The following is a 25,248-nucleotide window of genomic DNA, read 5'->3' as shown; positions in this document are numbered from 1 at the left end:
CGGCCTTGTCATCAGGTGGTCCGCGGCCTTCTGGAGATGCGGATCATGGGGCGGGGACCGCTGTCCGGGAAGGTGGCCGTGGTGACCGGCACGGCCTCCGGGATCGGCGCCGCGTTGGTTCCCGTCCGGGGGCTGGTACCGGCGGCGGGGCGGATGAGCGACGGCTGGGCGCCCTTCGCGGACACTCTCGGGACCGGGGGACGGGCTCCTCCGCTCCCGCGGTCACTGACGCCAGGACTTCTCGTATTTGCGGCGGTACTTGAGGTCGTCCTCGGTCTCGATGAGCGCCGCCGCCCGCCGCGCGATCGTCTCGTCGCCCGTGGCCCTGTGGAGATCGCGCAATCCGACGACGATGTCGTTCCTGATGAGCGTGGAGTTCTTCTCCGGCCCGCACTCGCCGAACCGCGCGGCGAGCGCGTCGACCACGGCCGCTCGCTGCGCGGGCCCGGCGAGCCCGATCCTCCACAGCGACAGCAGGCAGTGCCGCGCCGTCACGAACCGCTTGTCCCTGGTCACCTCCACCAGCGGGACGAGGCCCTTCAGGATGCGCTCCTCGGGGTCGCTGACCGCCAGGTTGCACAGGATCTGCGCCGCGATCGCCCGGTTGTGGTTGTCGTCGTGGGTGAGGTTGCCGACCACCTCGTCCCACACCTCATAGGCCCAGGGGACCGGGGCGCGGGTCTCCCCCATCATCTCCTCGTACGCGGCGTTCTGTCGTGCGCGGTCCTTCGACCAGAGGTCGCCGAATCCTCTCGGCGCCGAACTGCTGCTCACAGGCCTCGACTCCAACCTCGCCCGGCGATGATCTGGACGCGGTCACCCGCGTCCCGGCCCGGGGTCCCCGAGATCCCGGCATCGTACAAGGACCTGCTGGGATTTATCGGGACCTGTCGGGACCTGCCGGGAGATCCGGGTCGTTCCGGCGTCCGGCCGGCACCTGACGGATTCCCGGCGTGGAACGACGGGCGAGCGCCGCGAAGCGGGCGGCGATGACGAGTGACCACCTCTCACTAGCCAAAGGTCACCGGTCGTCGGCCGAAGGGCACCGGTCGCCGGTTACGGCAGAAAGTCATCGGCCATCGATCGAAGGCCACCGGCCACCGGCTATCGGCAGAAAGATCACCACCGGAAAGACCGGCCTCCCGGCGGCTGGGAGATCATCAGGCTAGGGCCAGGGACAGAGCCAGGGCGAGGGCCACCGGCTGCCCGGTCAGTGTGATCGGCCGGGTGTGCCCGTCCCGCGGGCCGGTCTCCAGCAATCGCTGCAGCCGGGATATCTCGGCGTGCTGGGTGTCCCGCAGGCCGCGGGCGAACGCCGCGACCTCCTCGTGCCGTACGGGTCCGTTCCTGAGGAGGTGCTGGGACATCATCACCGCCGCCTTGTGGTGCGAGATCATGTCTTTCAGGAACGCCCTGTCCAGCGCGTCACCCGACAGCTTCGACAGGTCGCGCATCATCGGCTGGTGTCCGGCCGCCGTGGCGCACCTTGGGTACCACCTGGCCAGCCACCCCTTCATCCTGACGATGTCGGCGGCCTGCGTGGCCGCGATCGTCGCGCCCAGCCGGCGCATCCTCGGGGTGCCGGAGCGCCGGAGCCGCTTCGCGGCGGTGACGGCCTCCTGATCATGGGGCACCATCCGCGTCAGATAGTCGAACTCGCTGATCTCGGTCACGTCGCTCACCCCGCCCGTGGACCGCTCGTCCGGGTCGGCCGGAGCGTCGGACCCCTGGGGCTGCGAAAGCCGATCCTCGATCGCGGACGCCACGGCGACACCCACCATCGCCACGATCACCAGGATCGATCCGAACAGGATCCTCTGTATCACCGGCCTCATATTCTTCTCCCCCGACAACCACGCAGCTCCCCCGCATCCCAGGATGGCCCCGGCCCTCCGGCGGGAACAGGGCTGTTCGGCGCGCCGGGCCGGGACCAAAGTCCTTTCCGTGGCGGCCGGTCAACGTCGCCGCCCAGGTCAGAGCCCTGGAAAGGTCATCTCACGGGACCCTGGGAAGATCATCTCACCGGGCCCTGGGAAGGTCATCCCACGGGCGTTTCCCTGACCGCGCGACCGTGCGGCCGTGCGGCCGTACCGCCGTACGCCGGACGGCCCGCTCCCGCCGGATGTTCTCTAGGCTCTCGGATGTCTTCGCAGGAAAGGACCCCCATGACCGACCACACCCTCGTCGACGCGCTGCACGAGGCCGAGCAGCGCCTGCAGGCGGCACAGCTCTCCGGAGACGTCGAGATGCTGGACCGGCTGCTCGACGAGCAGCTCGTCTTCACCGGACCGCCGGACGGCGAGTGCCACCCGGGGGCGAAGCAAATCGATCTCCACAACCATCGCTCACGGACCCAGATCATGACGAAACTCGTCCAGGAGGACCTCACCGTGATCGTCGAGGGCAGCACGGGTGTCACCTGCTTCCTCGGCACGCTGGAGGGCACGTTCGCCGGGGAGCCGTTCGCGGGACGGATGCGCTACACCCGGACCTGGGTGCACACGAACGAGTACGGCTGGCGCGTCCTGGCCGCCCACGCCGGCCTGGCCTGAGGGCCGCGGCCTCTCCCCCGCGACGAGTCCCGTTTGTTCGGGAAATTCAGGAAATTCAAGGAATCGGGAAGTTCGGGAAAGCGGCCCGGGAGGCCGCCGCTCGGGTACGTTGGGGCCGATGAACGATCAGCGCGCGGAGGTTTCACGGCCGGAGCGTGGCTACCGGCCGAGCGGGCGGGCGACGCCCGCGCAGCCGGACGTCTCTGACATATCGGATGTCCCAGGCATCCCAGAGGGCAGGGCGCGGGGCACGCGCGCGGGCCGGTCGCGCGGGAGGCCGGTGATCGCCTCGCTCGTCGGCATGGCCATCGCGGTCTCCGGCTGCGCCACCTCACAAAGCGCCACTTCACAAAGTGCCGCCGCGCAGGACACCGCCTCACGAACCGGTGCCGCGCAGGACACGACCGAACGGGACACGACCGCACGGGACACAACCGCACAGGACACGACCGCGCAGGACACCGCATCCGCGGCCTCCACCCCCTCGACGGCACCGTCGACGGCGGCGGAGCCCGAGGGGCAGGCCCCCGCGGGGCAGGCGGCACCCGCTCTGCCCGCCCCGGACGCGGCGATCCCCGCCGACCCGACACGGCTGGCCCGCGCCCTGACCACCACCACCGCGCGGCTCCAGAGCGCCATCGACGACTGGAGACGCGACGGCGACCCCGCCAAGGGACAGCCCCCCGAGCCGGTGGTGCTGCTGGCCCTGCACCAGCAGCGCATCTACCGCTACCTCGTCGTCAACCCGAAGATCGCCTCCCGCACCTACGCCAGGCTGCCGAAGGCCCTGGCCGGGCAGGCCAGGGACAACGTGACGGCGGGCCGGGGCCTGCGCTCCCTCGTCAAGCCCATCAGCGGGGCGGCGAAGTTCCGCGTCCAGCCGGCCAAGCCCGCCGACTTCCTGCTCGGCCACTTCCGGTACGCCGAGCGGAAGTTCGGCGTCGACTGGGAGGTGCTGGCCGCGGTGATGTTCGTCGAGACCAAGTTCGGCCGGGTGCGGTCACCGAGCCACACCGGCGCCAAGGGGCCCATGCAGTTCATGCCACGCACCTGGGACGCGTACGGGATGGGCGGTGACATCCAGGACACCCGCGACTCCCTGCTCGCCGCGGCCAACTATCTGCGCGCGTCGGGGGCGCCGCGCGACTACCGGCGCGCGCTGTACGCCTACAACCACTCCTACGCGTACGTCGACGCGGTGCAGCTGCACGCCCGCCAGATCAAGCGAGACATCAGGAACTACTACGCGTACTACAACTGGCAGGTGTTCGTGGTCACCACCCGTGGAGACCGGCGCCTCACCGGCCCCTGACCCCACGCCCGGCGCGGGGTTCCTCACCGGGTCCATCACTGGGTCCCTCACTGGCGGTCGCGGCTCCGCCGGAGTTCGGTGTTGATCCGCAGGGCCTCGGCGAGCTGGTCCTCCAGGATGATGATGCGGCAGGCCGCCTCCAGGGCGGTGCCCTGGTCGACCAGTTCGCGGGCGCGGGCGGCCAGGCGGAGCTGGTAGCGCGAGTATCGGCGGTGGCCGCCCTCGGAGCGCTGCGGCTCGATCAGCTTGGCGGTGCCCAGGTTGCGCAGGAAGGCCGGGGTGACGCCGAGCATCTCGGCGGCCCGGCCCATGCTGTAGGCGGGGTAGTCCTCGTCGTCGAACCGGTGACCGGAGACGTCACCCGAGCCCATCGGCCCTCCTCACGATGGTGACCCGGTGGGCCGTTCCAGTCCTGTCGGCGGTGTCGCGGAGCCTGGGCTCGACGCGGACGGCCACCGTCGTCGGTGCTTGATCCATACAACCTTCCTGTAATGCCGACAGGGGCCCCGGCGCCTTGAAGCGCCGGGGCCCACGAGGTTCAACACCATCTATCGGCCCTGGGGGCCGATCCGTTTCTTCCGCACCGGCCGTCCGATGGGACGGGGATGCGGGGATCGCGTATGCGTGACCGTAGACCACCTTCCAATCCGTGGGACTGCGGTACCCGTGCGGCGGAACATCAGCCGGCGACGGGCGATCCTGATGGCGTTCAACACTCCCTTCGCTATGCGTACTTCTTCGACCTCATCTGCCATGCCGCGCGTCCACGGCCGGGACCTTTTCGACTGCGCTGGCCCTGGCACGTCCGACGTCGCACTTCTTTCACCGTTACCGCTGTGGCAGCGCGTCCACGGCCGGGACCCTTCACCTGCTCGGCCCTGGCACGTCCGACCTTCTGCCGTCTTTCCACGTCGTCTTCCACTGTCCACGCTCGTCCGGGCGACTCGTCGTGATGCCTGAGTCCTGCGTCGCCCTCGTGGATCCGTTCCTTGCGATGTCAGAAACCATACCCCCGCTCCACACGAATGTCTACACCGGCGACTACAGGTTTTCCGTCCTCGTGAGAGTAGGAGTGGTGCGTCACTCCGAGGGGAGCAGCTCGGTGACGGCCTCCTCGGTGTCGTCGCGCAGCTCGAAGCGGGGCAGCAGGCCGGTGCGGCGCAGCAGATGCCGCAGGCCGTCCGGGACGCCCGCGAACAGGAGCCGTCCGGTGGCGGTGTCCTGGATGCGCTGCCGGGTGTTGGCCAGGATCCCCAGCGCGGTGGAGTCGTAGAAGGTCAGCTGCGACAGCTCCAGCACCAGGCGGGGACCGGCGCTCAGCTCCCAGACCTCGTTGACGTGCCTGGTGAGCGTGGGAGCGGTGATGAAGTCCAGGTGCCCGCCCACCTCCAGCACGCTGCAGTGCCCGCGATGGGTCACCCGCACCCACAACGCCTGCTTGTGACGATCCACCTCAGCCCTCCCTGGCCGCGTACCGATGGCGGACCCCCGCGATACCCCGATAACGGGCGGCAATGCGGCTTTCGGCGGACCAAACGCGGAACCGCCTTCGGAATCGTTCCCGGACGTGACGGCGGACGCGACGGTGGACGCGACGGTGGACGGGGCCGTCTCGGCGGCGACGGGCCCGCTCCGGGCGGGGACGGGCTGTATAGGCTTACCTGGCACGTACTACGAAATATCCGAAATATCCCCTTTCCTCGAAGAGCTCGTGATGGGTGACGTGATGCGCCATGTCAAGGACGTGAAGCTGGGCGATCACCTGTGCCTGGCGTTCTCGCACGAGGACGAGCAGCGCGAGGTGGTCTCCGCCTTCGTCTCCGCGGGCCTGGAACGCCGGGAGAGGGTGGTGTACTTCACCGACGGCCCGGCGTCCGGCCGGGTACGTCACTGGCTGGAGGACGCCGGGATCGACGTGACCTCGGCGATGCGGACGGGCGGGCTCGACATCGTCTCCAGCGACGACGGCTACCTCGCCTCGGGCCGGTTCGACGCCGACGAGATGATCACCGCGCTACGGCGCGAGATCGAGGCTAGCCTGGAGGCGGGGTTCACCGGGTTCCGGGTCAGCGGGGAGATGAGCTGGGCCCTTCGCGACGTACCGGGCGCCGAACAGCTCGAACAGTACGAACGCCGCGTCACCGCCCTGTTCGCCGAGGGGCTGTCGGCGGCGATCTGCCAGTACGACACGCGCCTGTTCCCCGCCGGCCGGCTCGACGCCCTGACCGGCAGCCACCCGGACGACGTGCGGATGAACGCCCTGTTCCACGACGGCCAGCTCCGGGTCGTCCCGTCCTTCGACGCCGCCGGCGCCCGGGTGCTGCGGGTGATCGGCACCGTCGACCACAGGAACACCTCGGTGCTGCGCACGATCCTGGACGCCGATTCGAGCGCGGACGTACGCTTGGACATGGCCGGCCTGGAGTTCATCGACGTGGCGGGCCTGCGCGACCTGGCACACACGGCCGCCCGTCTCCCGCGAGGACGGCGCCTCCTGGTGCTCAACCTGGCTCCCATGCTGGGCGAGGTCGTCCGCCTGGTCGGCTGGGACCGGACACCCGGCCTGATACTCGACTCGGAGGCCCTCCCCGCATGAGCGGCGTCACCGCCCGGCCCGCCGACGCGGCGTCCGGGCTGATCCACCAGGCACTGGTGTACGGCACCGACCAGGCCTTCCTCTCCGCCACCACCCCCTTCTGCCTCGACGGCCTGGCACGCGACGACAGGGTTCTCGCGGTGACCACCGAGGCCAACATCGAGCTGCTGAGAGCCGGTCTGGGCGACGCGGCGGACCGGGTGGAGTTCGTCAACGCGCGGCGCTGGTACGACGCGCCCGGCCGGACGCTGGCCGCCTACAACTCCTACGTCACCACCTACTCGCCCGCCCACCGGCGGATCCGCATCATCGGCGAGCCCGTCTGGCACGGCCGCGACGAGCGGCAGGAGGCGGAGTGGACGCGTTACGAGGCGATGCTCAACGTCGCCTTCGCCGGCAGCCCGGCCTGGATCGTCTGCCCCTACGACACGCGGACGCTGCCCGGCCGCGTCGTCGCCGACGCCCGCCGTACCCACCCGGACCTGCTGGTCGACGGTGACTCGCGGGCGAGCCGGGAGTACGGCGACCCGGCGGCCTTCACCCACGCCGCCGACCACCGTCCCCTGCCTCCGCCGCCCGCCGGGACCGGGGTGACCGTCCGGTTCGACGCCGACCTGTCCCGGATGCGGCGGCGGGTGAGCGCGTGGGCGGTCACCTCCGGCCTGTCGGGCGAGCAGGTCGAGAAGCTCCTGCTCGCCGTCAACGAGGTCGTCACCAACGCCGTCGAGCACGGCGGCGGGCACGGCGAGATCCGGCTGTGGACCGAGGGCCCGGCCATCGGCTGCGACGTCACCGACCCCGGGCACATGGGCACCCCGTTCCCGGGCTACCTGCCGCCCGACCTCGCCGGCCCCCGCGGCCACGGCATGTGGGTGGTCCGCCAGGTCTGCGACCTGGTGGAGATCCGCACCGGCCCGCCCGGCACCCAGGTCCGCCTGCACCTGACCCGCGCCTGACCCGCGCCTGACCCCGGCCCGGCCTCCCGGGATCGGGTGCCGGGCCTCGATCGGGGGTCAGGGGTTCGGCGAACGCCACATCGGGAACATCGGCGGGCCGCCGGGCAGGTCCAGCGGGTCGCCGAGGTCCCGGTAGCCGTGCCGCAGATAGAGGCTGCGGCTGCGGGTGCTGCTGGCCTCCAGGTACGCGGGGATCCCCGCCTCGTCGAGCCCGCGGTGGTACTCCTCCAGCAGCCGGGTCCCCGTCTTCCGCCCCTGGTGCCCGGGGAGCACGGCGAGGAACGCCAGATAGTGGTGCGGCTCGTGGGGATGGCGCCTCTCCATCTCCTCGCCCATCTGCTCGATGCGCTCCGCGTGGGGACCGGCGAACGCCTTCACCCGGTCGGCCCGGCCGGGGACGTCGGGAAGCGGCTCGACGCCCTTGTGGTACCAGACGGCCACGGCGGACATGTCGGCCGTCGCGTGGATCTCGCCGTGGGTGAGGGCGCCCTCGCTGAGCATGGAGAAGAAGGGGGGCATCACCCGGCGGCGGTCCTCGTCCGGCGGGATCATCCAGGCCGAGACCTCCTGCTCGTGGAAGGAGGTGGCGATGATCGCGCCGACGGTCTCGGCGGCCCCGGGGGTGTTCCGGACGCGAATGATCTCGGTCATTCGTTCCCTCCCACGGCCGCCTGGGCGCCCAGCCCGATGTTGGCGTACACCTTCGGCCGGTTGCGCCGCAGGGCGAGTCCCCACATGACGCCGAAGCCCGCGGCGACGAAGTAGATGGCGGGCATGATCCAGCGGAGCGGGGAGTCGGGGGCGACGCCGAGCACGGTGTCGAAGTTGAGCAGGACGAGCACGATGACGACGAGCAGCAGGACGGAGGAGATGGCCGGGGCGATCCGGGTCCGCCAGGCGTTCTCCTCGTTGGGGTTCTTGGAGAAGAAGACCAGCACGGAGACCGAGGTGGCCGCCAGCATCATGAGCAGCCCCAGGCCGCCGAACGATCCGACGGTGAAGAACAGCTGGACGACCGGGTCCAGGCCGAGGACCGCGTAGACGACGATCGTGGCCAGCCCGATGACGCTCTGCGCCACCGAGCCGTTGACCGGGGCGCCGGTCCGGGGGGAGGTGCGGCCGAAGGTCTCGGGCAGGACCCTCTCCCTGCCGAGGGCGAAGACGTAGCGGGAGATCGTGTTGTGGAAGGCGATCAGCGCGGCGAAGAGGCTCGTCACGAAGAGGAGGGAGCCGATGGTGGCGATGGTCGAGCCCAAGTGCTGTCCCGCCAGGTTGAACAGGAGGTTCGAGCTCTGCTCGCGCGAGGTCTCGACGATCTTGTCCGAGCCGATCGGCACGGTCATCGCCCAGGACGAGACGGCGTAGAGCCCGGAGATGACGGCGAGCGCGACGTAGGTCGCGATCGGCACCGTGCGCCTGGGGTCCTTGGTCTCCTCGGAGAACACCACCGACGACTCGAAGCCCGCGAAGGACGCGATGCAGATCGCGACCACCGCCCCGATCCCGGGGACGAAGAGGTTCGACGGGTCGAAGACGTCGAGGCTGTACCCCGCGGCCGACGGGTTGAGCAGGTCCGCGATGTCGAACAGGACGACGACGGCTATCTCCGTCAGCAGCAGGACCGACAGGACCTTCCCGTTCACGTCGACCCGCATGAGGCCGAGCGCCCCGGTCAGCACCCAGGCGACCAGCCCGATGACCCACCAGGGCGGGGAGCCGCCGAACCAGCCGGCGATCAGCGGCTGGGCGGCCGCGCCGATCATGCCGTAGAGCCCCACCTGGAGCGCGTTGTAGGCCAGCAACGCGACCCACGCGGTCGCCACCCCCACCGGCCTGCCGATCCCCTTCGCGGTGTACGCGTAGAACGCCCCGGCGTTGACGACGTGACGGGCCATCGTCACGTAGCCGACGGCGAACAGGCCCAGGATGGCGCCGAGCAGGATGAAGGCGAGCGGCACGCCGGTCACGCCGGTCGCGGCGTAGGCGGCGGTCACCGAGCCGCCGATGACGGTGAGCGGCGCCGCCGCAGAGATGACGAAGAAGACCACGGAGGGCACGCCAAGGCGGTCCTGGGCCAGTGCGGCGGAGACCGCTCCGGTTCTCTGCTCTGTCACGGACATCGGGGGGACTCCTTGGAGATGAGGGGGGTGAGCTCAGCGGCGGGTGATGACGGCGTCGCCGACGGCGGCCTCGGTCTGGGCGATCAGTTCCTGGAGCGGCGCCGGGAGGGCGGCGACCGTGCCGGAGAGATACGCCGGGTTCTGCTCCCACAGGACGAGCTGGTCGCCGCCGGTCGCGACGAGCAGCCCCAGCAGGACGCCGTCCTGGACGTTGAGTGGTTCACGGCGCTGGATCGCCAGGTTGACGCGTCCCACGGGCCAGCCCGCGACGTTCACGTCGACCGGTGTCCGCCGCCGCGACGGACGCCGGCCGGGCGGGCGCAGCAGCCCGTCCGCGGTCATCCGGTCCGCCACGTCGGCGACCGCCGTACGGGCGAGGAACTGCAGCCAGGTACGGAAACGGTGCGCGGGTTCGGCGACGATGTGCCCCAGGGCGGTCCGGGTGAGCGCGTCCTGGGGCGGCGCCGCGTCGAGGACGACGAGACGGATCTGCCCCGCCGCCGACCCCACGGTTATCCGCCCCGCGAGCATCAGTTCTCCCAGTACGGCGGCGGCCAGTCCCAGACCGGTCAGGCGGGCGTGAAGCCTCATCCGGCCGGTCGCGTTGTCATGCATGACAAAGAACAGGTCGTTGGCCAATCGGGTTCCTGAAAGATCAACTCCAACCACGAACGGCGATCGTATAGCTAAATCATTAAATTTGTCATTATTTGAACGAAGTTCTAGCGCCAAAAAGACGAACCCGACGGGAATCGAACAAGTGGACAGATGGTCCAGAAGATGGGGTTATACCGGCGAAGATCCGAAGATCGCCGCGAATCCAGAAATTTACTTATTTTTGGCCATCTGGGAGAGAGTGTCAAGAAGCGTCCGGGCAGGGATCCCCGCGGCCGGAACGACCCCGGTCAGGCGACCTCCCACGGCGGAGATCCGCCAATCACGATGAATCCTCGCATGACTTTGATACGGACATTCCCGGTGTTTTGGGACCGGCGTAATGCCGTGGCGGCTTCCGCGTTCCCGTCGGGGATGGTAGGAGCGGCTCAGGCCAGGGCGGCCGAGCCCCCGGTCACCCGGTGTCCTCCAGTTTGATCATCAGGTGTGTCACCAGCCGGTCCTGCGGCGTGGTGGCGGGGTCGGAGACGTACACCTCGCGCAGCGGGCCGTGCGGCGTGTGCCCGCGCTCGCCCACCCAGGCGAGCAGCGCGTGCGCGGTGAGGGGGATCTGGTCGTACGCCCCGACATGGGTCGCCGACGCGTACCGGCCACCGGGAAGGACGCCCGGAGAGGTCCCCGGGACGTCCCCGGACGTCTCCAGCGCGACGGCCACGGCCACCTCCTCCGCCATGTCGAGCGGGAAGAGACCGGCCAGCAGCCCGTCCGGCGGGCCCGCCGCCGCGAGCAACCGGGCCACGCACGCCGAGGTGACGGGGCCGATCCGCTCCTCGGGCGCGGTGTCCCGTACGACGGCCACCCGCCGGGCTGGCTCGCGGACGACCGTCACCTCCGGCCGGGGCAGGCCCTCGGACAGGATGCGTTCGAGCGCGGCGACGTTGCGCTCGCGGCGCGCGAGATCGGCCTCCATGCGGTCGCGCACGCCGCCGAGCACGCCCGTCTCGCCGGACAGCACCCGTCCGATCGAGGGAAGGGGTACGTCGAGCGAGCGCAGCAGGCCGATCAGCATCGCGGCGCGTGCCTGGTCGGGCCGGTAGTAGCGGTAGCCGGTGTCCGGATCGACGTGGGCCGGGGGCAGCAGGCCCAGCTCGTCGTAGTGGCGCAGCCGCTTGACGCTGATCCGGCACAGCCGCGCGAACCGCCCGATCGGCAGGTGTTCGTCGTTCACGCCATCAGCATGACGGCTCCCACGGGGGGAGGGGCCGGACCCGTCGAGGGGGGGCCGGGGCCGGGACGGCGGTGTCGCGGTCCCGGAGACGGCCGGACAGCGGACATGGCCGGGACGGCGGTTTCCGGTCGGGGAGGCGGCCGGACAGCGGACATGGCCGGGACGGCGGTTCCCGGTCAGAGAGACAGCCGGACAGCGGACACGGCCGGGACCCGGGTCGCGGGTCCCGGCCATGCCGAGGTTCCTCACTGGCCGGGCCGCCCTCACCTCGCGGTCGGCGGCGGCACCGGCCGGCCGGTGCTATCTCAACGGCCGTCGCAGCCCCGGGCGGCGAAGGCCAGGAACTGGGTGGCCTCGTTGGCGTCGAAGTTGTCGTCGGAGCCGACCACCAGCGTGCATTCGCCGTTGCGCAGGCGCGGCCCCCAGGCGAGGCTCTCCAGGTTCTGCAGCGGCGGCCGCACGGTGCCGAAGTCGGTGACGAGCCGCTTGGAAACGGGGCGGTACGGGCGTCCGGCGGTGAGGCTGTCGCGGTCCAGCACGTTCGTGGCACCGCGCAGGTCGATCTCGTACAGCTTGGCCTTGTAGTTGACGCCCTCGATCCAGGAGCGCTCCAGGGCGAGGTAGCGGTTGTCGTCGATCGCCAGGATCTCCGAGACCCCGCTGTCGGACTTGCCGTTCGCCGGGATCGGCGCCGCCGGGAGCTTGTCGATCGGGTAGGCGTACTGCCCGCGCGGCCGGCCGTCGCGGCCCCAGACGGTGATGCGGGCCGTGGCGCCCTGGGTCACGGTCGGCGGCGCGCCGTCCTCGTACCGCGGGCCCTCCGTGACGGCCGCGATGCTCCGCTGCGTGAAGGTCACCCCCTCGAACCCGAAATTGCGCCGGGGACCGCTGGTGGTGGCGGTCATCTTCAGGTTGCGGGGAACGGGCAGCTCCCCGAGGTGGCGGCCCTCGCCGTTGGTCCAGCGGACGGAGAGGTCGGACACCGGGATGTTGGGGTTCGCCGTGTCGGGCCGATCACCCTCGTTGGCCCACAGCAGCCTGCGGCTCCACCGGTCGTAGCGGATCGACTCGGGATCGGCCGACCTGGGCTGGCCGTAGGCCGGGTAGGGGCTCCCGCCGGGGCGCCGCAGGGTGGTGACGCCGGTGAGGTTCACCCCGGTGAACGCGCCGGTGACCGGGTGGATGTCGAGGCGGCCGGTGTAGAAGCGGGCCGGGTTGTAGCGCCACCGGTCGTCGGATATGAGGTACCAGGTGCCGGTGCGGGGGTCACGGTCGAAACCCGAGAAGCCGCCCACGGTCGTCCCCCGGAACCGCATCCTGTGCGGCAGGCGCTGCTCGCCGAGGAAGCGGGTGATCCGCAGCCCCTGCGCCGGAGGCGCGGCCACCACCGAGGACTCCGCGGCCTTCGCCGACGCCTGCGCACCGGCCGCCCCGAGGCTGACCGCCGTCGCGAGCGCGGCCGCGAGTGCCGTTATTCTTCGCGAATTGGTCATATGACTCTCCTCTTTCCAGTAATGATCCCGAAAGAACTGGCTGGAATATGAGACCGCGGATTGCGGAAAATTTCCACGAGAATCAACAATTCAATGCCCATTGGCCGCTCAGTGACAGGACAGAAAAACCATTTGTCATGCATTTCAATTACTAACTCGACGATCAGGGCAAGCCATTTCAAATCACGCGGGCGGGGACGCCGGGGACAGCGCCGTACGGGCGGCTCGCACCCCCGAACGCGGGCGCGCGGGGATATCCGGCGGCGCCCGCGACGCCGTGTCCGGCACGGATCCGGCACGCATTCGGCGGGGATCCGGCAGGGGTCTGGCGGGGGTCTGGCGGGGGTCTGGCGGGGATCCGGCCGGGATTCGCCACAGGTCCGGCTCGGGTTCGGCGCAGGTTCGGTTCAGATTCGGCTCGGGTCCGGCGCAGATCCGGCTCGGGTCCGGCGCAGATCCGGCTCGGGTTCGGCTCAGGTCCGGCGCAGATCCGGTTCAGGTCCGGCTCAGGTCCGGCCGGGCCGGGGAATCAGGGATTGTGGGGGGCGTTCGCCCGGCCGGGGTGGTTTCCGGTGCGAGGAGTACGCTCGATGAGACGCCGACAACTCCGCCGGGTCTACGCATATGGACATCTGGACGGCGAAACATGGCGGATACCGAGCCCGCGTGCGAGTTGCACCTGCGAATAGCCGGGCAGCCACACGACCTGATGCTGCGCCTGCACGGGCACGAGCCCACCGAGGACGAGGTGGCGGGCTGGATGCGGGACGGGTCGGTGGTCAGGCTCCAGGTCACCGAGACGGCCGGTCGGACACCTCACACCATGCTGGTGAATTTCGACAGCGTAGTTTTTGCCTGGCTCTGTCCTTACCAGTCCGGCAGAGGAGTGAATCTGTGAGGTCTCGGGAGGGCCGGAGACGGGGACGCCCCGGGTCCGGTGACCGGTGAAGGCGGTTTCGCCGGGAGGTGCCGCGCCCGAGGCGGCTCCGGTGGAAGCGGCCCCGCTGAAGGTGGCCCTGCTGGGACCGGTCGCCTGGCGTACGCCGCCGCGCCACTACGGGCCGTGGGAGCAGGTCACCAGCCTGCTCGCCGAGGGACTGACCGCCAGGGGCGTCGACGTGACGCTCTTCGCCACCCTCGACTCGATCACCTCCGGGACGCTCGACGGGGTCTGCCCCACCGGGTACGCCGAGGATCCGTCCCTCGACGGGCGGGTGTGGGAGGCGATGCACGTCGCGCACGCGCTGGGGCGTTCCGCCGAGTTCGACCTCGTGCACAGCCACCTCGACTGGCTGCCCCTCGCCTTCGCGGGCCACTGCCGCGCCCCGCTGCTCACCACGGTCCACGGGTTCTCCGGGGCGGGGATCCTGCCCGCGTACGCCCGTGCCCGGTCGGCCTACGTCTCCATCTCCGACGCCGACCGCTCCTCCGAGCTCGACTACGTCGCCACGGTTCACCACGGCATCGACCTCGGGCTCCTGCCCTTCGACCCCCGGGGCGGCCGGGGGCTGGTCGTCTTCGGGCGGGTCCACCCCGACAAGGGGACCCACACGGCGATCGAGATCGCGCGGCGGGCCGGGCTGCCGCTGACCGTCTGCGGGATCGTCCAGGACCAGCGGTACTTCGAGGAACTGGTCGCCCCGCACGTCGACGGCGAGCGGGTCAGGTTCCTCGGCTCGGTCGGCCCGGAACGGCGTGCCGAGATCCTCGGCGGGAGCGCGGCCCTGCTGCATCCCATCGCGTTCGACGAGCCCTTCGGCCTGTCGGTGGTCGAGTCGATGGCCTGCGGCACCCCCGTGGTCGCCTACCGGCGCGGGTCGATGGCCGAGGTCGTGGACCCCGGCGTGACGGGCTTCCTGGTGGACACCGTCGAGGAGGCCGTCACCGCGGTTTCCCGCGTCGGCGAGATCGACCGGGCGGGTTGCCGTGCCCAGGCCGAACGCAGATTCGGCGTGGAAAAAATGGTGACCAATTATTTACGCATCTACCGCGACATAGTGGACCGAGCGTAATCCCCTGATACTGTCGGAGTGACGTAGCCCCCGCGATCCTCTGCGGGGTCGCGGCAGCCGGGCCCCGACGAGGACGGCCCCCGGCGTCAGGCTTCAGCTCCATCCGCCACCACGCTGGCCGATGGACGTCTTCACCGCGTGAGGTCCGCACCCGTGAGACGGGGCGGCCGATGACCGGAAGGCTTGGCAGTGGCCTGTACATACGGATTTCTCAGCACCCACCCGCCCACACAGTGCGGGCTGGCGACCTTCAACTCCGCCCTGGCCGCCCACCTCACCGAGGGTGGCGCCCGCGGCGGGATCGTCCGTGTCACCACGGACGCCGACGACGAGCGCCCCGGGCCCGGGGTCGTGCACACCTGGGCCCCCGGCGGGCACGAGAGCTGGAAGGCCGCGGCCTCCGCCCTGGAGCGGTTCGACGTCGCGGTGGTCCAGCACGAGTACGGCATCTATCCCGGCACGGACGGCCAGGACGTCCTGCCGCTGTTGCGGCACCTCATGGTGCCCAGCATCGTGGTCCTGCACACCGTGCTGACCCGGCCGACCCCCCGGCAGCGAAGGCTGCTGGAGCAGATCGTGGAGGCCGCGGGCGCGGTGGTCACCATGACCGGCACCGCCCGCGACCGGCTGCTCTCGGGCTACCACGTCGACGCGGGCAAGGTGTTCGTCATCCCGCACGGGGCCGCCGACCACATGCGCGTCCCGGCCCAGCGCCGCCTGCGGCCGCACCTGCTCACCTGGGGGCTGATCGGCCCCGGCAAGGGCATCGAGTGGGCGTTGCGGGCGCTCGCCCGGCTGGGGGACCTGTCTCCCTCGCCCACGTACACGATCGCGGGCAAGACCCACCCCAAGGTGCTCGAACACCACGGGGAGGCCTACCGCGACGGGCTGCGGCGGATGGGTGAGCGGCTCGGCGTGGCCGCCTCCGTGCGGTACGACCCGGTCTACCGCGACCAGGCCTCGCTGATCCGGCTGATCCGCTCGGCCGACGTGGTCGTGCTGCCGTACGACTCGCACGAGCAGGTGACCTCCGGTGTCCTGATCGAGGCGGTGGCCGCCGGGGTGCCGGTCGTCGCCACGTCCTTCCCGCACGCCGTGGAGCTGCTCACCGGCGGGCCCGGCCTGCTCGTACCGCACGAGGACCCCGCGGCGCTCGCCTCTGCCGTGCGCCGGATCCTCACCGAGCCCGGCCTGGCCGAGGACCTCAGGAACCGCACCCACGCCCTGGTCCCGACCCTGCTGTGGCCCGCCGTGGCGGCGCGCTACGAGGAGCTCGCCCGAGGGCTGCTCACCGGACGTCCGGCGGCCGTGGCGGTGGCCCTGCCGTGACCTCCACAACCCCCGCCCCCCACGCGTCCCCCACGGTCGCCCCCGCCACCCCCGGCTTCCGGCACCTGGAGCGGCTGAGCGACGACACCGGCCTGTTCGAACACGCCAGGCACGCCGTCGTCCGCCGCCAGCACGGCTACTGCACCGACGACGTCGCCCGCGGGCTCGTCGTCACCAGCCGCGAACCGGCCCCGGCCCCCGAGGTGCGGCGGCTCGCCGAGTGCTACCTGGCCTTCCTCACGCACGCGCAGGACGGCTCGGGCGCGTTCCACAACCGGCTCTCCCACGACCGGCGCTGGACCGACGAGCCCGGTCTCGGAGACTGGTGGGGCCGGGCGCTGTGGGGCCTGGGCACCGCGGCGGCCCGCAACCCCGCCCCGTGGATCCGCGACGAGGCCCTGATCTCCTTCGCCGTCGGCGCCACCAGGCGGTCCACGCACCCGCGCGCGATGGTGTTCGCCGGGCTCGGCGCGGCGGAGGTCCTGCGCGTCCTGCCGGGCAACGCCCCGGCCGCGGACCTGCTCGCGGACGCCGCCCTCGCCGTCGGCGTCCCCTCCGCCGACCCCGGCTGGCCGTGGCCGCAGCCCGAGCTGACGTACGCCAACGCCGCCCTCGCCGAGGTGCTCATCTCGGCGGGCCACCTCGGGGGCGACGGCGCGACGCTCGCCGACGGCCTGCGGATGCTGGCCTGGCTCCACGAGATCCAGACCAGGGACGGGCGGCTGTCGGTCGTGCCCGTCGCCGGCTGGCGGCGGCACGGGCCGCGGGACCGCTACGACCAGCAGCCGATCGAGGTCGCCGCGCTCGCCGACGCCTGCGCCACGGCGTGGGCCGTCACCGGCGACCCCTCCTGGCGGGTGGGGGTACGGCGGGCGTCGGCGTGGTTCCAGGGCGCCAACGACCGGGGAGCGGCGATGTGGGACACCGCGACCGGCGGCGGCTACGACGGCCTCACCCTGTACGGGCCCAACCTGAACCAGGGCGCGGAGTCGACCCTCGCGCTCATCTCCACCCTGCAGCACGCCGAGCACCTGGCGGGCGAGCGGAGTGAGGACGTCTGAGGGGCGTCCCGGCCTGGTCACGGGACCGGCGGGGTGATGTCATGGGTGTCATGACGGGATATGGCGCGACCCTCACCCGGCGTCGCGCCCCGGCCGCGCCCCCCGGAGACCGCCGCGCCCCGGCGGGCCTCGCGGATCTCGCGGATCTCGCGGATCTCGCGGATCTCGCGGATCTCCTCGTGGGGTACGACGTCCCGGCCGCCTCCAGAAGACGTGGCTTCCCCGCCGCCTCCCCCGCAGGGGGCCGTGTCCCGGCCGCTTCCGGAAAACGCGGTCTCCCCGCCGTCTCACCCGGACGGTGCCGCGTCCCGGCCGCTTCCGAAAAACGCGGTCTCCCTGCCGCCTCCCCCGCAGAGGAGCATGTCCTGCCCCCGAGACCCCCCGGTGAGGTGTCATGACCGTTCGGGACCTGGCCGTCCGGCTCGGCCAGACCCTCGCCCCCGACCCGCGAAGAGTGATCATCAAGCTCTTCGTGCCCGGTGAGGACGCCGCCCTGGCGCGCAGCAGGGCCGCCGCCCTGATCGACCGCATCACGCTTCTCGGCCACGACGAGACCGCCGCGCTCCTGGAGGAGACGCTGCGGGGGTTCGGCGACCGGCACCCCGATCTCGCGACGACCTTCCTGCACCACTACGACCTGGTCCGCTACCGGGTCCCGAGCCATATCGACCTGCGACCGGCGGCCCGCCTCCTGGTCGGCGCCTACTTCAGCCACGAGTACGCGGTCGAGGGCGCCGCGCTGTGCAACCCCTCGATGGTCGCCCACCCCGACCAGTCCGGCCTGGGCCCGGAACAGCTGCGCGTGGTGATCAGCACGCGGCAGATCGGCGAGGGCCACCTGTCGTCCATCGGCTTCGCCACGGCGGTGCTCGGTCCCGGCGACGAGCTCGTCGTCGCCGGTCGCTCGGGGCCGCTGACCACCGGTCCCCGGCACGCCGTCCCCCACCGGCGCGACCTGCTCGCCGCCGCGCTCACCGACGAGGGCCGGGACGACGAGGTCTCCGTGACCGTGCTGGGCTCGCTGCCCGAGCTCTTCGACGACGACGACTTCGAGCGGGCGGTCGCCCGTCTCCCCGCCGACCTGCTCACCCGTACCACCACGCACGGCATCGTGGAGGAGTTGCGCCGGGCGACCACCGCCGACTACGCCGTGACCTTCCCCGCCGACGTCCCGATCGAGCGGCGGGTGCTCTGGCCCGCCACCCCGGCCGAGAGCAACGGGATGGAGGACGCCCGTTTCGTGAGGATCGTCGACGAGGACGGCAGGCCCTCGTACCGCGCCACCTACACCGCCTACGACGGGCGGCACATCCGCTCGCGCATGCTCGCCAGCGACGACCTGCGCACCTTCGAGATCACCCCGCTGCGCGGGCCCGCCGCCACCAACAAGGGGATGGCGCTGTTCCCGCGCCCGGTGGGCGGGCGGCGGCTCGCGCTGTGCCGCTCCGACGGCGAGACCATCGGCCTGACCACCCTCGGCGACGACAGCAGGTGGCAGCGGCCGGTGCCGCTGCACACCCCCCGCAGCGGCTGGGAGCTGATCCAGGTCGGCAACTGCGGATCCCCCCTGGAGACCGGGTCCGGCTGGCTCGTCCTGACCCACGGCGTCGGCCCGATGCGCCGCTACGCCATCGGCGCGCTGCTGCTCGACCTGGACGAGCCGCACCGCGTCGTCGCCGAGCTGCCGGGCACGCTCCTCACCCCCGGCGACACCGAGCGGGAGGGGTACGTGCCCAACGTCGTGTACTCCTGCGGCGGCCTGCTGCACGCGGGTGCCCTGTGGCTGCCGTACGGGGCGAGCGACGCCCGGATCGGATTCGCCCGCGTGACCCTCGACGTCCTTCTGGGGGCGATGCGGCCGCCTCCGGAAGACAGGTGAGCCCCGCACCGCCCCTCTCCTGACCGGTGGCCTGCGAGCCCGGCGCCGTCCATTGACAAAAAATAATTTTACGTACAAGATTGATTTTGCGATGAGAGACGTCCTGTACCTGGAGCAGATCGAGCAGGCCGAGGCCCTGCTCAAGCCGCAGCGCATCGAGGTGCTGCGGCAACTCGCCGAGCCGCGATCGTGCACCGAGGTGGCGGCCCTGCTCGACCAGACCCCGCAGCGGGTCTACTACCACGTCAAACGCCTGGCGGAGGCGGGCCTGGTGACCCAGGTGACCGAGCGCAGGGTGCGCGGCATCCACGAGGGCGTCTACCAGGCGAGCGCCCGTTCCTACTGGCTCTCACCCCGCCTCGTCGGCCGGATCGGCCTGCGCACGACCCGCGACGAGCTGGGCCTGGGCTACCTGCTGGACCTCATGGAGGAGGTCCAGGCCGACATCGGCGCCCTCGACCGGACCGCGCCGGAGCTGCCGTCCGTCGGCGTGTCCGGCGAGATCCGCATGCTTCCCGAGCGCCGCCAAGAGTTCCTGAACGACCTCCAGGCGGCACTACAAGATCTTTTCACCCGTTACGGCGGCGCCGAAGGGGACGCCTTCAAGATCGCCGTCGCCTGCTATCCCAAGGGAGAACCCCGTGAGTGACCCGATGAAGCTGCGCGCACGCGTGACCGCACCGCTCAAGGCGGTCCACCACGCTCTGACCGACCCGGGCGAGCTGCGCGCCTGGCTGGCCGAGCACGCCGAGGTCGAGCTGCCGCACCGGTACGCGTTCTGGGGACGCCACACCCCCGAGGGGGACGCCCCCCACCAGCGCCCGCTGCACGTCGACGACCACACGCTGCGCTTCGCGTGGCTGCTCGGCGGCGAGGAGACGACCGTCGAGATCACCCTGGAGGAGGAGAGCGCGGAGTCGACCGTCGTGTCGCTGACGCAGACCCACTTCGACCGGGAGGCCGCGCTGGCCGACCAGGGTGTCCTGGGGACCACGCAGACGTTCTGGTGCCTGTCGATCGCGAACCTGGTCGACCACCTGGAGGGCCGCCGGCTCACGCCGAAGGCGGACTTCACCTCCCCGGTCATGCGGGAGGAGATCGTCGTCGGCGGCTCGCCGCAGGCGGTCTTCGACTCGCTCGTCGACGCGGAGCAGTTCAGCCGGTGGTTCGGCTACAAGATCGACATCGAGCCGTACGTCGGAGGGCGGTTCGCGATGGGCGGCTTCGAGGCCAACGACACGCCCGCGAAGGTCGTCGCGCTGGAGCCCGGCCGCAGCCTCTCCCTGGAGTGGCCGGGTCTCGGCGTCTCCAGCTGGGAGCTGGAGGGTTCGGGCGGCGCGACGCGGCTCACCTTCGTGGAGAGCGGTTTCGACCCGGACAACCCTCCGTACGCGGGCTGGATGGGCTGGCTCAGCGGCCTCGCGGAGCTGCGCCGCTTCCACGAGCTGAGCGACTGGCGCTCGATCTGGCTGACGTGAGCGCGCCCGGCCGCCCGGAGGGGACGACGGCAGGCGGCTGACCGCGCGGGGCGGGATCGGCGGGACGCCGGTCACGCCCCGCGCTCACCGAGCCCCGTCGAGCGGTCGCGGTCACGGGACCGGGTCGATGTCACGCGACTCCGTGGGACTCGCCGCCTTCTTCGCCCTCGCCCTCATGACGAACACCCCCGCCAGGAAGAGGGAGGCGAGCACGATGGAGGCGATCAGCCATTCGTCCGACCAGTCCAGCACCCGTGGCAACGCCGTCGCGACGATGGCGAGCGCGAGGAACAGCGTCGTCCACGCGTGCGGCCTCAGCGGCGACGCCGGGTCCCCCTTGGAGTACAGGGGAGGAAACCGGCCCGTCACCAGCGCGTAAACGCTCTGCGCGATCATCACGCATCCGACCGCGAGAAGGGCCCAGCTAAGCACCGGCAGAATCATGTCCTCGCTCATCAGGATCGCCCCCAATTCCCGTCGCCCACGGACGGAACCCGTCTTTTCCGGCCGTCGGCCACCTGCCCGGGAATATGTGGGGAAAACCATTCATTCGAAGGGCGACGCGCGAATACAGCCCGCCTTTCCCATTCCGGAAGAACGAGCTGCGGAAACGCCGAAACAGTTAGCTGACGCGGAACTCGTTTCCCTCGGGATCGAGGGTCACCCGAAACCTGATCGCCATGGTCGCCTCCGTGCCGCCGCCCCACCGGCACGTCGCCGGCTCACCGGCTCACCGGCACGTCACCGGCGCCGACGACCCTGCACCACGCGTACGACAGTTCCCGTGCGCCCGGCGCTCACCAGCACATGACGGCGGCCTGGCCCGGCCCCCAGCAGGAGTGGACCCGCGCGCGGAGGACGTAGCGGCGGTCCCTGAGCAGGTGGACGCGCAAGGAGGCGTTGCGCGGGCGCCCGCCGTCGTCGTCGCCCGCCAGGTAGCGCGGGTCACCGCCGACCTCCTCGAACAGCACCAGCACCGCGTCACACTCGCCGAAGACCCCGACGGTGTAGTCACGGGTGGCGCGAGGTGCGATCACGAAGTCGCGCTGCTCCCCCGCCCCGGTGCCGAGCGGGGCGGAACGGAACGGCCGCAGCTCGGGCGGCGGCCCGTCACCCGGGGGCGGGTACCAACGGCGGGCGAACGCGGCGTCGGGCCCGGAGACAGTGCCCGGCGGCATGATCCCCGCCCGGTGGCACGAGGGTTCCAGGATGAGCCCCGGCCCGAACCGGTATCCCATCACGGACAGCGGATCCCACACGGGGCCGTTCGCCTCGCTCTCGTCGAGCCTGCGGATGACGTTGTGGAACGTCCGCGACCTCGGCCAGAGGTTCGGCGGTCCCGCGAAGTCCTCGTAGACGGCCTCCTCGTCCCAGAGGATGCCCGAGTACGGGCTCTGATGCTCGTGGACCATGCCGATGACGTGGCCGATCTGGTGCAGCACGGCGCCCCGGCCGGAGGCCCCGGTGAGGTCCCAGCCGAAGTTCACCGTGCGGGAGGCGGTCCCGACGCGGAGCGCGTCGCGTCCCACGGCCGACCACGATCCGGCGTCCCGGCGGAACCCGATCCGCACCTCGGCCTCGGTACGGTCGGCGACCTCGGCGAACCCCAGCCCGATACCGAGGTCCTTCCACTCCTGGAAACCCCGGCGCACGGCGTCGCGCTGCCCGCCGTCACGCTCCCCGTCGTCGCGCTCCCCGTCCGGGAGGTCGTGCTCCTCGTCCAGGAAGCAGTAGTGCAGGACCGTGCCGTTCAGCCACGCCCGCCGCCCCGAGAGCAGGGCCGCGCGCCGCCTCCCCTCAAGCCCGTCAGGCGGCGCGTAGGCGGGGTGCGGCGGGAGCGAGCAGTGCCGCACGCGCTCGCCGTCGCCCGCCCTCATCGAGATCCCCGCGAGGTGGCGGCCCTCGCCCGCGGGCATGGTGAGGAGATCAAGGAAACCGTGTCCACATGCCACGAGAGTGGGGACGGAACGCCGGGCGCGCATGAGTAGGGCCTACTCAACTTCACGTGTATCACGGGCGGGCGGCCCGGCTCATACCGCTGTGAGAAACCCAAGGTCCCCCTGGCCGTTCACGGCCAGGACTGAGGAACTCGATCGCGTACGGCGGAACCTGGCGGCCGGCCGCCGGGGCGTCGTCGTGACCGGCGCGGCGGGAAGCGGCAGGAGCCGCCTGGCCGCCGAGGCCATATCCGTTCTCGATACCGTGACCGAGACTGTGACCGGGCCCGCGACCAGGCCCGCGACCGAAACTGTGACCAGGCCCGTAACCGAGACTGTGACCAGGCCCGCGACCAGGCCTGCGACCGAGGCCGTGACCGGACCGACGACTGGATCGACGACTGGATCGACGGCCGGGCCGCTGACCGGGCCGACAGCCGGGCCGGTGACCAGGCCGCTGACCGGGCCGCTGACCGGGCCGGTGCACGCGCGGGTCGTGGGGACGGCGAGGACCATGGACGTCCCGCTCGCCGCCTTCGCCCATCTCCTGTTCCGCCCCCCGCGCCGCGCGGGGCTCCCCACCGGCCGGGACGCCGCGAGGCACCCCGGCTCCCCGTCCCTCACGGGATCCTCCCCTCGCCCCTCGGGACTTCTCTGCCCGCCCGACCCGGTCGAGGCACTGGAGGGGGTGCGCGTGCTCGTCGTGGACGACGCCCACCTCCTCGACGACTCCTCGGCCGCGCTCGTCCACCGCCTGGCGCTCAGGGGGCGTACCCGCCTGCTCGTCACGGTCAGGGAGGGCGTACCCGTGCCGGAGGACGTCTCCAGGCTCTGGAGGGAGAACCTCCTGCCCCGCGTGGCGCTGGCCCCCATGACGGAGGGTGAGTGCGGCGAACTACTGTCCCGGGCGGTGGGCGGTTACGTCGACACCCTCACCGTCCGGCGCCTGCACCGGGCGAGCCGCGGCGACCTCCGCCTCCTGCGCGAGCTGGTCGTCGCCGTCCACGCCGGAGGGGACCTGAGCAACGTGTCGGGGACGTGGACCTGGCGGGGCACCCCCCCGATGACGGCGCGCGTCAGGGAGCTGGTCGAGGACACGATCCGCGACGTCGACGGGGAGGAACGGGAGGCGCTGGAGCTCATCGCGTCCGGCAGGCCGCTGAGACTCGTCATGTCCGGCGACCCCTCGGCATCCACCACTTCCAGCACGCTTCCAGGCCCCACCACACGTGGCACACTTCCGGGACCCACCGCCTCCGGCACGCCCTCGGGGCCCACCACACCTGGCACGCTTCCGGGACCCAGCGGCTCCGGTACGCCCTCGGGGCCCACCTCCCGTACGCCCTCGGGGTCCGCCGTCTTTGGAACGCTCCCGGGACCCGTCGCGCCGGGCGCCCGGGGCGTGCCGGACGCCGGGACGGCCTTCGGGGTCCTCGAACGCCTGCGGGCGAAGGGGCTGGTCGTCGTGGACGACGGGCTCTCGGTCCGGCTCGCCCACCCGCTGCACGGCCCGGTGCTCCGGGCCGCCGCGAGGCGTCCGGGAACGGGCGGGCCGTCCGGCGCGCCCCGGCTCTCGCGGGCCTCGGCCACGGCCACGGCGCTGGCGGGCGAATGCGAGGAGCTGGCCGACCGCGCGTACACGGGACGGCTCTCGGGGATACCGCGCGGCACCGGCGAGCGGATGGCCGAGGACGACACCGGCTGGGACGAGCCCGCGATGCCGGAGTTCTGCGCGCGGCGCGCCCGGGTCGCCCGGCTTCGCGGGGAGACCCGTGAGGCCGCCGCCTGGAGCCGCGAGGGGCTGCGCCGCTCCCCCCACCACCGCGCCTGCCTGGCCGAGCTCGCGCACGCCTCCGCCTACCTCGGCGACCTGACGACGGCACGGCAGGCCCTGTCGCGCGGCCCGTCTCCGGGCGGGGACACGCGGGCACGCGTACGCCCCTCCGCGTCCTCCGCGTCCTCCGCGTCCTCCGCGTCCTCCGCGTCCCCCGCGTCCCCGGTGTCCTCCGCGTCCTCCGCACCGCTGGGGCCCGCGAGGGACGCGCGGTCGTGGGAGCTCGCCGCCGAACGGGCACGGACCTGGACGCTCGCCGCCGAGGGGGACCTCGACGGGGCCCTGCGCTCCGCGCTGCGTGCCGCCGGGGACGACCCGCTCGACGACGACCTGTTCGCCCTGCACGACGTGGTGCGGCTTGGGACCCCCGAGCTGGTCGTCGAGCGGCTCGGGGAGCTGGCCGACCGCGCGGAGGGAGACCTCGCCCCCCTGCTGGCGCGGCACGCGCGGGCGCTGGCCGGGCGCGACGGCGAGGCCCTGGACAAGGTGGCGCGGGGTCTCGCCGACCTCGGCCTGTCGCTGCACGCGGCGGAGGCGTTCGCGCACGCGGCCCTCGTCCACGAGGACCGGCGCGCCTCGCAGTCCTCCAGGAACCGGGCCTCGGCGCTCGCGGGCGCCTGCCAGGGGGCGCGCAGCTCCGCCCTGGTCAACCTCGCGCTGCCGAGACTCACCGCGCGCCAGCGGCAGATCGTCAGCCTGGCCGCGGCGGGCCTGACCAACCGGCAGATCGCCGAGCAGCTCACCGTGTCGATCCGTACGGTGGCCAACCACCTGTGCGACGCCTACGCGCGGCTCGGCAGCAGCGACCGCGCCGGCCTGGGGAGGCTCTTCACCGTCGGCTGACAC

Annotated in this window: 23 protein-coding genes; 12 read left to right on the top strand and 11 right to left on the bottom strand. The window is 71.8% G+C overall.

The features are described 5' to 3' along the window. Window positions 1–222 precede the first annotated feature (222 nt). Both ABT053_RS16465 and ABT053_RS16460 read right to left on the bottom strand, forming a co-directional pair. Complete coding sequence (locus tag ABT053_RS16465) at window positions 223–774, bottom strand: hypothetical protein (protein ID WP_350969860.1); 552 nt, start codon at window positions 772–774, stop codon at window positions 223–225. Window positions 775–1,160: 386 nt separating this feature from the next. Beyond that, the gene (locus tag ABT053_RS16460) at window positions 1,161–1,826 is read right to left on the bottom strand and encodes a DUF305 domain-containing protein (RefSeq protein ID WP_350969859.1); all 666 of its coding nucleotides are present in this window, start codon (window positions 1,824–1,826) and stop codon (window positions 1,161–1,163) included. Between the two features lie 339 nt (window positions 1,827–2,165). Between ABT053_RS16460 and ABT053_RS16455 the strand changes: the two genes are divergently transcribed. Further along, a complete protein-coding gene (locus tag ABT053_RS16455) occupies window positions 2,166–2,552 on the top strand; it encodes a nuclear transport factor 2 family protein (RefSeq protein ID WP_350969858.1) in 387 nt (128 codons plus the stop codon). 280 nt (window positions 2,553–2,832) lie between these two features. Next, complete coding sequence (locus tag ABT053_RS16450) at window positions 2,833–3,864, top strand: lytic transglycosylase domain-containing protein (RefSeq protein ID WP_350969857.1); 1,032 nt, start codon at window positions 2,833–2,835, stop codon at window positions 3,862–3,864. 47 nt (window positions 3,865–3,911) lie between these two features. On the opposite strand, the gene ABT053_RS16445 is transcribed toward ABT053_RS16450, so the two are convergent. Both ABT053_RS16445 and ABT053_RS16440 read right to left on the bottom strand, forming a co-directional pair. Next, a complete protein-coding gene (locus tag ABT053_RS16445) occupies window positions 3,912–4,235 on the bottom strand; it encodes a helix-turn-helix domain-containing protein (RefSeq protein ID WP_350969856.1) in 324 nt (107 codons plus the stop codon). Between the two features lie 709 nt (window positions 4,236–4,944). Then, a complete protein-coding gene (locus ABT053_RS16440; protein ID WP_350969855.1) occupies window positions 4,945–5,316 on the bottom strand; it encodes an STAS domain-containing protein in 372 nt (123 codons plus the stop codon). A gap of 262 nt (window positions 5,317–5,578) precedes the next feature. Between ABT053_RS16440 and ABT053_RS16435 the strand changes: the two genes are divergently transcribed. Beyond that, complete coding sequence (locus tag ABT053_RS16435; protein WP_350969854.1) at window positions 5,579–6,460, top strand: MEDS domain-containing protein; 882 nt, start codon at window positions 5,579–5,581, stop codon at window positions 6,458–6,460. Next, the gene (locus ABT053_RS16430; RefSeq protein ID WP_350969853.1) at window positions 6,457–7,416 is read left to right on the top strand and encodes an anti-sigma factor RsbA family regulatory protein; all 960 of its coding nucleotides are present in this window, start codon (window positions 6,457–6,459) and stop codon (window positions 7,414–7,416) included. Before ABT053_RS16435 ends, ABT053_RS16430 begins: the two co-directional genes overlap by 4 nt. A 57-nt stretch (window positions 7,417–7,473) precedes the next feature. Here the strand turns inward: ABT053_RS16430 and ABT053_RS16425 are convergent, their stop codons facing one another. The 5 genes from ABT053_RS16425 to ABT053_RS16405 form a co-directional block, all read right to left on the bottom strand. Continuing rightward, window positions 7,474–8,067 (bottom strand): GNAT family N-acetyltransferase, encoded by a 594-nt coding sequence (locus ABT053_RS16425; RefSeq protein ID WP_350969852.1) that lies wholly within the window; start codon window positions 8,065–8,067, stop codon window positions 7,474–7,476. Beyond that, window positions 8,064–9,536, bottom strand: coding sequence for an APC family permease (locus ABT053_RS16420; RefSeq protein WP_350969851.1), 1,473 nt, complete (start codon window positions 9,534–9,536; stop codon window positions 8,064–8,066). Before ABT053_RS16420 ends, ABT053_RS16425 begins: the two co-directional genes overlap by 4 nt. Before the next feature lie 33 nt (window positions 9,537–9,569). After that, complete coding sequence (locus tag ABT053_RS16415) at window positions 9,570–10,205, bottom strand: GOLPH3/VPS74 family protein (RefSeq protein ID WP_350969850.1); 636 nt, start codon at window positions 10,203–10,205, stop codon at window positions 9,570–9,572. 400 nt (window positions 10,206–10,605) lie between these two features. After that, complete coding sequence (locus ABT053_RS16410; protein WP_350969849.1) at window positions 10,606–11,379, bottom strand: MerR family transcriptional regulator; 774 nt, start codon at window positions 11,377–11,379, stop codon at window positions 10,606–10,608. A gap of 305 nt (window positions 11,380–11,684) precedes the next feature. After that, entirely contained in the window at window positions 11,685–12,872 is a 1,188-nt protein-coding gene (locus tag ABT053_RS16405) for an esterase-like activity of phytase family protein (RefSeq protein WP_350969848.1), read from the bottom strand. Between the two features lie 646 nt (window positions 12,873–13,518). Here ABT053_RS16405 and ABT053_RS16400 point away from each other — a divergent pair. From ABT053_RS16400 to ABT053_RS16370, 7 genes are all read left to right on the top strand, one after another. After that, window positions 13,519–13,770, top strand: coding sequence for a hypothetical protein (locus ABT053_RS16400; protein WP_350969847.1), 252 nt, complete (start codon window positions 13,519–13,521; stop codon window positions 13,768–13,770). A 91-nt stretch (window positions 13,771–13,861) separates the two neighbouring features. After that, window positions 13,862–14,884: a glycosyltransferase family 4 protein gene (locus ABT053_RS16395; protein ID WP_350969846.1), complete on the top strand. Its 1,023-nt coding sequence runs from the start codon at window positions 13,862–13,864 to the stop codon at window positions 14,882–14,884. A 189-nt stretch (window positions 14,885–15,073) separates the two neighbouring features. Further along, window positions 15,074–16,213, top strand: a complete 1,140-nt coding sequence (locus tag ABT053_RS16390; protein WP_350969845.1) for a glycosyltransferase — start codon at window positions 15,074–15,076, stop codon at window positions 16,211–16,213. After that, on the top strand, window positions 16,210–17,274 hold the full coding sequence (locus tag ABT053_RS16385; protein ID WP_350969844.1) for a glycosyltransferase: 1,065 nt from the start codon (window positions 16,210–16,212) through the stop codon (window positions 17,272–17,274). Before ABT053_RS16390 ends, ABT053_RS16385 begins: the two co-directional genes overlap by 4 nt. 394 nt (window positions 17,275–17,668) lie before the next feature. Continuing rightward, window positions 17,669–19,153, top strand: a complete 1,485-nt coding sequence (locus tag ABT053_RS16380) for a glycoside hydrolase family 130 protein (RefSeq protein ID WP_350969843.1) — start codon at window positions 17,669–17,671, stop codon at window positions 19,151–19,153. 91 nt (window positions 19,154–19,244) lie between these two features. Continuing rightward, on the top strand, window positions 19,245–19,802 hold the full coding sequence (locus ABT053_RS16375; protein ID WP_350969842.1) for a helix-turn-helix domain-containing protein: 558 nt from the start codon (window positions 19,245–19,247) through the stop codon (window positions 19,800–19,802). Beyond that, entirely contained in the window at window positions 19,795–20,631 is an 837-nt protein-coding gene (locus tag ABT053_RS16370; protein WP_350969841.1) for an SRPBCC family protein, read from the top strand. Before ABT053_RS16375 ends, ABT053_RS16370 begins: the two co-directional genes overlap by 8 nt. 111 nt (window positions 20,632–20,742) lie before the next feature. On the opposite strand, the gene ABT053_RS16365 is transcribed toward ABT053_RS16370, so the two are convergent. Together ABT053_RS16365 and ABT053_RS16360 are read right to left on the bottom strand one after the other, a co-directional pair. Continuing rightward, window positions 20,743–21,075 (bottom strand): hypothetical protein, encoded by a 333-nt coding sequence (locus ABT053_RS16365; RefSeq protein ID WP_350969840.1) that lies wholly within the window; start codon window positions 21,073–21,075, stop codon window positions 20,743–20,745. A 353-nt stretch (window positions 21,076–21,428) separates the two neighbouring features. After that, a complete protein-coding gene (locus ABT053_RS16360; RefSeq protein ID WP_350969839.1) occupies window positions 21,429–22,547 on the bottom strand; it encodes a M12 family metallopeptidase in 1,119 nt (372 codons plus the stop codon). A 466-nt stretch (window positions 22,548–23,013) separates the two neighbouring features. Here ABT053_RS16360 and ABT053_RS16355 point away from each other — a divergent pair, with 466 nt between their 5' ends. After that, a complete protein-coding gene (locus ABT053_RS16355) occupies window positions 23,014–25,245 on the top strand; it encodes a helix-turn-helix transcriptional regulator (RefSeq protein ID WP_350969838.1) in 2,232 nt (743 codons plus the stop codon). Window positions 25,246–25,248: the final 3 nt, after the last annotated feature.

The sequence above is a fragment of the Streptosporangium sp. NPDC002524 genome, from assembly GCF_040295985.1.
In the GTDB taxonomy this organism is placed as follows: domain Bacteria; phylum Actinomycetota; class Actinomycetes; order Streptosporangiales; family Streptosporangiaceae; genus Streptosporangium.
Note: the sequence above shows the minus strand (reverse complement) of the source record. Positions and strands in the feature narration are given on the sequence as shown.